Annotated in this window: 8 protein-coding genes; 6 read left to right on the forward strand and 2 right to left on the reverse strand. The window is 67.3% G+C overall.

Annotated features, from left to right (window positions below; translation table 11 throughout):
• Window positions 1–147: 147 nt before the first annotated feature.
• Complete coding sequence (trmB, locus tag CFN17_RS03725) at window positions 148–1,104, forward strand: tRNA (guanosine(46)-N7)-methyltransferase TrmB (protein WP_261792349.1); 957 nt, start codon at window positions 148–150, stop codon at window positions 1,102–1,104.
• Between the two features lie 148 nt (window positions 1,105–1,252).
• A complete protein-coding gene (locus CFN17_RS03730) occupies window positions 1,253–2,059 on the forward strand; it encodes a DUF1206 domain-containing protein (RefSeq protein ID WP_208751327.1) in 807 nt (268 codons plus the stop codon).
• A 21-nt stretch (window positions 2,060–2,080) separates the two neighbouring features.
• Here the strand turns inward: CFN17_RS03730 and CFN17_RS03735 are convergent, their stop codons facing one another.
• Together CFN17_RS03735 and CFN17_RS03740 are read right to left on the reverse strand one after the other, a co-directional pair.
• On the reverse strand, window positions 2,081–2,761 hold the full coding sequence (locus CFN17_RS03735) for an anti-sigma factor (RefSeq protein WP_208750026.1): 681 nt from the start codon (window positions 2,759–2,761) through the stop codon (window positions 2,081–2,083).
• On the reverse strand, window positions 2,758–3,267 hold the full coding sequence (locus CFN17_RS03740; RefSeq protein ID WP_208750027.1) for a sigma-70 family RNA polymerase sigma factor: 510 nt from the start codon (window positions 3,265–3,267) through the stop codon (window positions 2,758–2,760). Before CFN17_RS03740 ends, CFN17_RS03735 begins: the two co-directional genes overlap by 4 nt.
• 188 nt (window positions 3,268–3,455) lie before the next feature.
• Between CFN17_RS03740 and CFN17_RS03745 the strand changes: the two genes are divergently transcribed.
• The 4 genes from CFN17_RS03745 to CFN17_RS03760 all read left to right on the forward strand — a co-directional run.
• Window positions 3,456–3,998, forward strand: coding sequence for a hypothetical protein (locus tag CFN17_RS03745; protein ID WP_208750028.1), 543 nt, complete (start codon window positions 3,456–3,458; stop codon window positions 3,996–3,998).
• Between the two features lie 222 nt (window positions 3,999–4,220).
• Entirely contained in the window at window positions 4,221–5,228 is a 1,008-nt protein-coding gene (locus tag CFN17_RS03750) for a LacI family DNA-binding transcriptional regulator (RefSeq protein ID WP_222612657.1), read from the forward strand.
• Window positions 5,229–5,440: 212 nt separating this feature from the next.
• Window positions 5,441–7,135: a glycoside hydrolase family 13 protein gene (locus CFN17_RS03755; RefSeq protein ID WP_208750030.1), complete on the forward strand. Its 1,695-nt coding sequence runs from the start codon at window positions 5,441–5,443 to the stop codon at window positions 7,133–7,135.
• Window positions 7,136–7,192: 57 nt separating this feature from the next.
• Window positions 7,193–7,882, forward strand: a 690-nt coding sequence (locus CFN17_RS03760) for an extracellular solute-binding protein (RefSeq protein ID WP_208750031.1), incomplete at its 3' end; no start/stop codon positions are given.

The following is a 7,882-nucleotide window of genomic DNA, read 5'->3' on the forward strand; positions in this document are numbered from 1 at the left end:
GGCGCCTGCGGAAAGATCCTGTTCGTCAGTCTTCTCTGCTGAGGTCACCGCCCCATTCTTGCAGTCCGCCCCGGCTGCGGCGCCGCACGGGGGCCAGCGGAGCACCCCGGGGCGGTCCGGTCCGCAAACTCAACTATTCTGGAAAGGATGAGTGAATCCCCAGAATCCCCCGCTTTGCCGGCCGTTCCGGAGTCCGAAGCTCCGGACGAGGCGCGGCTGCCGCGCCCGGTAACACCGGGCAGCCAGGCCTCGTTCGGCACGTACGGCGGCCGTCCGGTCAGTTTCGTGCGCCGCGGCACGCGCCTGCAGGGACGCCGCCAGGCCGCCTGGGTGGAGCACTCCGGACGTTGGGCGCTCGATGTCCCCCGCCATGTCGCCAACACGTCCGTGCACCCGGAGTACGTCTTTGATGCGGAGGCCGAGTTCGGCCGCAAGGCCCCGCTCATTGTGGAGATCGGCTCCGGGCTGGGCGACGCCGTCTGCCACGCCGCGGAGGAGAACCCGGACAAGGACTTCCTGGCCGTGGAGGTCTACACCCCCGGCCTGGCCAACACCCTGATCAAGATCAACAGCCGCAAGCTGACCAATGTCCGGGTCGTGGAGGCAAACGCCCCGGAGGTGCTCGCGACCATGCTCCCGGCCGGTTCAGTCACGGAACTGTGGGTGTTCTTCCCCGACCCCTGGCACAAGTCTCGGCACCACAAGCGCCGCCTCATCCAGCCGGCGTTCGCCGGCCTCGCCGCCCGGGCCGTCAAGCCCGGCGGCCTGTTCCGGATCGCGACCGACTGGTCCAACTACGCCGTCCACGTCCGCGAGGTCATGGCGGCCTCCGCGGAGTTCGAGAACCTCCACGAGGGCGAACGCGCCGGTACCGACAGCCCCCTGACCCAGGTATGGGAGTCGGGCGTCGAATCCCGTGTGGGCGGAGCGCCCGTCAAGGAGGGCCGGGCACCGGTCAGCACGGAGCACACCGGACCCAACGAGGGCGTCGACAGCACCGGCGGCTGGGCCCCCCGGTTTGACGGCCGGATCCTGACCAGCTTTGAGAACAAGGCGCACGAGGCCGGCCGCATGATCTTCGACCTCTGCTACCGCCGCCGCTAGGCATCGCCCGGTCCATGGATCGCCGGGCGCGGGAAATCTGTTCCAAAACGCCGCCGCGTGGCACGATTACGGAAGGCGGCGGCCGGGACGCTCTGGTTCCGGAACGGACCGCCCGGGTAGCACTAAGGAAACGATCATCAAAAGGGAAATAAGGGAAGCGGCGGACGTCGCCGAGGACGTCACCAATTCAAAGCCGCTCGAAGTGGTGGCACGCGCGGGGTTCGCCGTGTCGGGGTTGCTGCACTTCCTCATCGGTCTGGTCGCGATCCGGATCGCCATGGGCGGCCAGGGCCAGGCCGACGTCAGCGGCGCCGTGGAAGAGCTGGCCGGGCAGCCGATGGGACCGGTGCTGCTCTGGAGCGCCTTCACCGCCTGCGTGGCGCTGGCCATCTGGCAGACCAGCGATGCCATCTTCGACTTCGAGCATCTGGAGACGAAGAAGAAAGTCGCGAAGAAGCTGAAGGCGGCCCTGCAGGCGGTGGTGTACGCCGGGTTCGCCCTCACGCTGGCATCGGTGGCCCTCGGCGCCCACGCCGATCACCGCCAGTCCACCAGCGACCTGACGATCAACCTCATGAAGGCGCCCGGCGGCGTTGCCCTCCTGATCGTTATCGGCGCCGCGGTTGCCATCACCGGGATCGTCTACGCGATCCGCGGCTTCAGGAAGTCCTTCCTCAAGTACCTGCGCATGCCGTCCCGGAAGCATGCGCGCACAGCGGTCACGGTCGTCGGCGTCGTCGGCTACGCCGCCAAGGGCTTCGCGCTGCTGCTCGTGGGCCTGCTCATCATCATTGCCACTGTGAAGGCGCACCCCGAGGAATCCACCGGTCTGGACGGCAGCCTGAAAGCGCTGCGCGAACAGCCGTTCGGTGTGTACCTGCTCGCCGCCGTCGGTGTCGGCCTGATCTGCTACGGCATTTTCATGGCGGTGCGGGCCAGGCTCGCGAAGATGTAGGTCCCGGCCTGGACTTAGGGCCTAACCCTGCGGCACGGCGATAACGGCCACGGCCTGCTGCTGGGCGTTGCGCATCTCGACACTGGCGATCCTGGCCAGCTGCACTGGCGTCGCCCCGGTGATCCGGACCCTCCCGGTGGGCGTGGCCGTCCACGCGCAGGCGCGGTCTTCGCCGCCGTCGCGGTCCTTCACCCACAAGGAGAGCGTCCCGTCGACGGGCAGGCTGCGGCCGTCCACCGCGAGTTCGGTGCCCCATGTCTTCTTCACGAGTCCGACGGTGACCTGCAGCCCGCTGCCGTCCGCCACGGAGTAGCTCGCGTCCGGCCTGGCGGGCGGGTTCAGCACCGGACCGGCCAGGACCCCGAGCGCCAGGCACGCCGCTGCGGCGCCGACCACGGCGGCCACCCACCGGCGCCGCACTTTCCGGCGGCGCACGGAGAGCTCGTCGAGGAGCCGGCGCGGGACGGGTTCGGGCGCCACCGGCGCCGCCCCGCCCGGGACTGCCGCGGCCGCCGCGGTGAGCGCGACGGCGTCGGGCACCGGGACGGCGTCGAGGAGCGCCGGGATGCTGGCGAGTTCGTCGAGTTCCTTGCGGCAGTCCGCGCACACCGCCAGGTGCGCATCGAAGGCCGCGGCCTCGGCCGGCTCCAGCCCGCCGAGCAGGTACGCGCCGAGGAGTTCATGGAGCCCGTTCCCGTTCACCGCTGCACCCCCATTTCGTCAAGGATCGACCGCAGTGCCCGCACGGCGTAGAACGCCCGGGATTTCACGGTGCCGCCGGGGATCTTCAAGTGGACGGACGCCTCCTGCACTGTGTAGCGGCGGTAGTGGAGGGCTACGAGGACATCGCGGTGTTCAGCGCTGAGCCGCAGCAGCGCCTCCTCCATCAGGACTTTGTTGAGCAGGTCATCGATGCGTCCCGCGGCGTCTGTGCCGTACGGGGGGTCCGGGACGTCACGTTCACCTGTTTCCTGCGGGCGCCGCTGGGCCTTGCGGTAGTTGTCGATCATGATGTTCCGGGCCGTCCGGAACAGGTAGCTGCGCAGGCTGCCGGTGATCTGCGGCGCCTGCTGCCAGACCCGCAGCACCGTCTCCTGGACGACGTCGTCCGCGAGCTGAGGATCCCGGGAAGCGCTGAGGACAAACCGCTTCAGGGCCGCCCCGTGGTCGCGGTAGATCGCGGCCACCACGTCCTCGTCCAGCGGCATGTCCCACCTCCCGCGTGCAGTTCTCCTGCCCCTGTATGACGCACGGGTGCGCCTATTGGTTCAGTGTGCCGCAAATTCCGGCCGGTCACGTGAACCGTTTGCCCGGCGGCGCCGTCGTATCCGGTAGCGCCGGACCTGTCGGGTTGGCCCGGCTCGGGTCAAGGAACAGCAATAAACAAGGAGCAGCAATGAAGAAGCACCTCAGCATTGGCTTGTCCGCTTTCGCCCTCGCCGCGCTTCTCTCCGGCTGTGGCGGCGGCGCCACCACCACAACAACGACGGCGGCATCCACCAGCGCAGCGGCCAGTTCGGCACCGACCTCCACCAGCGCCGCGGCCGGTTCGGCACCGGCATCCACGTCGGCGGCGGTGCTCTCGGTGGGACAATCGTCCGCGGGCCAGATCGTGGTGGGCAGCACCGGACTGAGCGTCTACTACTTCACCAAGGACACCGCGAACTCCGGCACCAGCGCCTGCACCGGCGACTGCCTGGTCTCGTGGCCGGCGGTCACCTCGACGTCGGCGACCCCCGCCGTCGACGGCGTCACGGGCAAGATCGGCACCATTCCCACCGCCGACGGCAAGATGCAGGTGACCATCAACGGGATGCCCGTCTACTACTTCGCCAAGGACCAGGCCCCCGGCGACATCCTGGGCCAGGGCGTCGGCGGGGTCTGGTACCTGGTTGCACCCTCCGGGGACATGATCAAGACCTCGACGGGCGGCTACTAGGCGGCTGGCGGGAGGGCTGCGGGATGCCGGCCGGAAGCGGCGGCATCCCGCCTCGGCAGGCCCGGAGTGACCAGCGCTCAGGCTGCGGCGAGACTGGCGCCTGAACAGTCGGCTTATGATGGGGGAAGCGCGTCGACGAGCGCGGCCGGCAGGCTATGGTGCTGGCGCAGACGGCTGCGGCCGAGACCAGTCCGAGGGGGGAACTTACACATGGCGGCGACGATGGCCGATGTTGCGCGTGCCGCCGGGGTCTCCAGGAGCACGGTCTCATACGTGCTAAGCGGTACCCGGCCGATCTCGGACATGACGCGGGAGAGGATTCTCCGCGCCATGAAGGAACTGAATTACACGCCGAACGTCTTGGCTCAGGGCCTGGCCGGCAGACGCACGGGAATCATCGCCCTGATCTTTCCGCTCAGCGAGGTCGGGTTCAATCCCACGGAAATTGAGTACATCCGCGCGGCATCTGAGCAAGCCCGCGAAGACGGCTACAACCTTCTCCTTTGGCCCTTCGGTGCGGACGAAATTGAGGAAGTGCGCAAGGTGGTCAATCAAGGCCTTGTTGAGGGCGTCGTCCTCATGGAGGTCCTGACGGCCGACGAGCGCGTACCGTTCCTGATTGAATCTGACATTCCGTTCACGATGATCGGGCGGACAGCGGATCCCCGTGACTTGGCCTATGTGGACACCGATTTTGAGGCAAGCGGTTCGATGGCCGTAGACCATGTGGCCGGGCTGGGCCACACAGAGATTGGTTTCCTTGCCCGGACCCAGGACGATCTGGATGCCGGGCACGGCCCTGCCGTCAGGACGCGCGACGCCGTCCTCGCCGAAGCCGGGAAATTGGGCATCCGGGCGCACATCTTCACGGCGTCGCCGACGTTCCCGGCAGGCTGGGATGCCTTGAAAGAAATCAGACGAACGGCCCCGGGCCTGACGGCCCTCCTTGAACTCAATGAACCGGCAACCCTTGGACTCATGGCGGCCGCCGCCGAGCAGGGAATCCGGATTCCGGAGGATCTTTCCATCGTTGCCGTGAACGCAAGCGAGACCACCGCACAGATGAGCAAGCCCGCGCTGACCAGCGTGTCTCCGACCCACGGCGATCTAGCCCGGCTCGCAGTCAAGTACCTGGTCCGGCGCCTCCGCGGCGAAGACCAGTCCGCCTTTCAGACACTGGTCGAGCCCAAACTGATTGAACGCGGCAGCACAGCCGTCGCCCGGTCCTAAGCGGCCTAGCCGCCCGCACCCTTCCCGGTGTGACTCTTGACACCCGCCCCTACTCCTCCTAATCTCGATTATTGACGCGCGTCGACGAAGCGCGTCGACAACCCGCGTCGATTGAATTATTGCCTCGATTGACTCATTGCCGAGTCCATCCGTCCTCGCCCGGCTCCGGAGCTTCATCCCGGCGCTCCGGAAGGCAGAACAGGAAGCAACCCTTGAGCACCAAACCCGCGAATATCCCTGCCGACAGCAAGGAAGTGTCGGATGCAGACTGGTGGCGCCAAGCGGCCGTCTATCAGATCTACCCGCGCAGCTTTTCCGACTCCAACGGGGACGGCCTGGGCGACATCAACGGCATCACCGCCAAGGTCCCCTACCTGGACAAGCTCGGGGTCGACGCCGTCTGGCTTTCCCCGTTCTACCCCTCGGCGCTGGCTGACGGCGGTTACGACGTCGACGACTACCGCGACGTCGACCCCAAGCTGGGCACATTGGCCGACTTCGACAAGATGGTGGCCGCCCTGCACGCCGCGGGCATCAAGCTTGTAGTGGACATCGTTCCCAACCACTCCTCGGACCGGCACGAATGGTTCAAGGAAGCCCTGGCCGCCCCGAAGGGCTCGGCAGCACGGGACCGCTACATTTTCCGCGATGGCCTGGGCGAAAACGGCGATCTGCCGCCTTCGGACTGGGATTCCAAGTTCGGCGGCCGTGCGTGGGAGCGCGTTACCGAACCTGACGGCACCCCCGGGCAGTGGTACCTGCACATCTTCGCGAAGGAGCAGCCGGACTTCAACTGGGACAACCCCGAGGTCCGCGAGGACTTCCTGGAAACCCTGCGCTTCTGGTCCGACCGCGGCGTGGACGGCTTCCGCATTGACGTCGCCCACGCCCTGACGAAGGATCTGTCTGAGCCTCTTCCGTCCAAGACCGAGCTTCCGGTGGAAGGCAGCGGGGTTGATGGGCTGGCGGATGGTTCCCATCCGTTCTGGGACCGCGACGAGGTGCACGGGATCTACGCGGAGTGGCGCAAGGTGTTCAATGAGTACACCCCGCCCCGGACCGGCGTCGCCGAAGCCTGGGTGCACGCGGACCGCCGTGCCCGCTATGCCAGCCCCGAAGGGCTGGGCCAGGCCTTCAACTTCGACCTCCTGCAGGCCGATTTCGACGCCGAACAGTTCCGCAGCATCATCATCAAGAACCTCGCCGAGGCTGCAGCATCCGGCGCATCCTCCACGTGGGTGTTCTCCAACCACGACGTTATCCGGCATGCCACCCGGTACGGGCTGCCCGACGGCACCGGTCGGAACGGCCCGGCCCGGGCGTGGCTGAAGTCCGCGGGCAGCGAGCCGGCGTTGGACCGGGCCCTCGGCGAACGCAGGGCCCGCGCGGCCACCCTGCTCATGCTCGCCCTGCCCGGCTCGGCCTACCTGTACCAGGGCGAGGAGCTGGGCCTGCATGAAGTCGTCGACATTCCCGCTACAGACCGGCAGGATCCTGCCTTCTTCCGCAACCCGGGGGTTGAAATCGGCCGTGACGGGTGCCGCGTTCCGCTGCCCTGGACCTCCGAAGGTGTCGCCTTCGGCTTCGGCGAGGCGGCGCCGCATCTGCCCCAGCCCGATTGGTTCAGCACCTACGCCGTGGCGAGCCAGGAAATGGAGCCCGGCTCCACTCTTGCGCTGTACCGCGAGGCGCTACGGCTCCGGGGCAGCCTCCAGACCGACGAACTACTCAAATGGCTGGATGCGTCCCACGATTCGGTGCTGCACTTCACCCGTCCCAACGGATGGCAATCGGTGACCAACTTCGGCACCGCGCCCGTGAAACTGCCCGCCGGCACCGTTGTCCTCAGCAGCGGCCCGCTGACGGATGGAAACCTTCCGGCGGACACCACCGCCTGGATTATTTGACCCTTCACCACCGCCCCGCCGGAATGCCGGCCCGGGTTCACTGACAAAGGAGTGTTCATGAAAGCAAAGCTGACAGCCACGGCGGCACTGATGGCCGCAGGCGCGTTGGCGTTGTCCGCCTGCGGCGGCAACGCGAGCGGCGGCACCACAGCCGGCGGCGATGCCGCGGCCAATATGGATGGCCGTGGCCCGATCACGTATGTCCAGGGCAAGGACAACAGCAACGTGGTCCGCCCGCTGATTGAGAAGTGGAACGCCGCGCACCCGAACGAGAAGGTCACCTTCAAGGAGCAGACGGACCAGGCCGATCAGCAGCACGATGATCTCGTCCAGCACTTCCAGGCCAAGGACGCCGGTTACGACGTGGCCAGTGTTGACGTTGTCTGGACCGCCGAATTCGCCGCGAAGGGCTGGCTGCAGCCGCTGAAGGACAAGGCCGCGCTCGACACCTCGGCCATGCTCAAGCCCACCGTCGACGCCGCTTCCTACAAGGGCACGCTGTACGCGGCGCCGGTCTCCTCCGACGGCGGCATCCTGTACTACCGCAAGGATCTGGTGCCGACGCCCCCGAAGACCTGGGACGAGATGATGGGCATGTGCTCGGTTGCCAAGGCCAACAACATGGGCTGCTACTCGGGCCAGTTCAAGAAGTACGAGGGCCTGACGGTCAACGCGTCCGAGGCGATCAACTCCGCCGGCGGCGCCGTGCTGGATGCCAACGGCAAGCCCAGCCTGCTGACCGCGGAA

Source organism: Arthrobacter sp. PM3, from assembly GCF_003352915.1.
Lineage (GTDB): Bacteria > Actinomycetota > Actinomycetes > Actinomycetales > Micrococcaceae > Arthrobacter.

Bases quoted from the DNA above. Each gene is read 5' to 3' on its own strand.
- trmB (WP_261792349.1), top strand. From the start codon at position 148: ATGAGTGAATCCCCAGAATCCCCCGCTTTGCCGGCCGTTCCGGAGTCC.
- CFN17_RS03740 (WP_208750027.1), bottom strand. From the start codon at position 3,267: ATGCCGCTGGACGAGGACGTGGTGGCCGCGATCTACCGCGACCACGGG.
- CFN17_RS03745 (WP_208750028.1), top strand. From the start codon at position 3,456: ATGAAGAAGCACCTCAGCATTGGCTTGTCCGCTTTCGCCCTCGCCGCG.
- CFN17_RS03750 (WP_222612657.1), top strand. From the start codon at position 4,221: ATGGCCGATGTTGCGCGTGCCGCCGGGGTCTCCAGGAGCACGGTCTCA.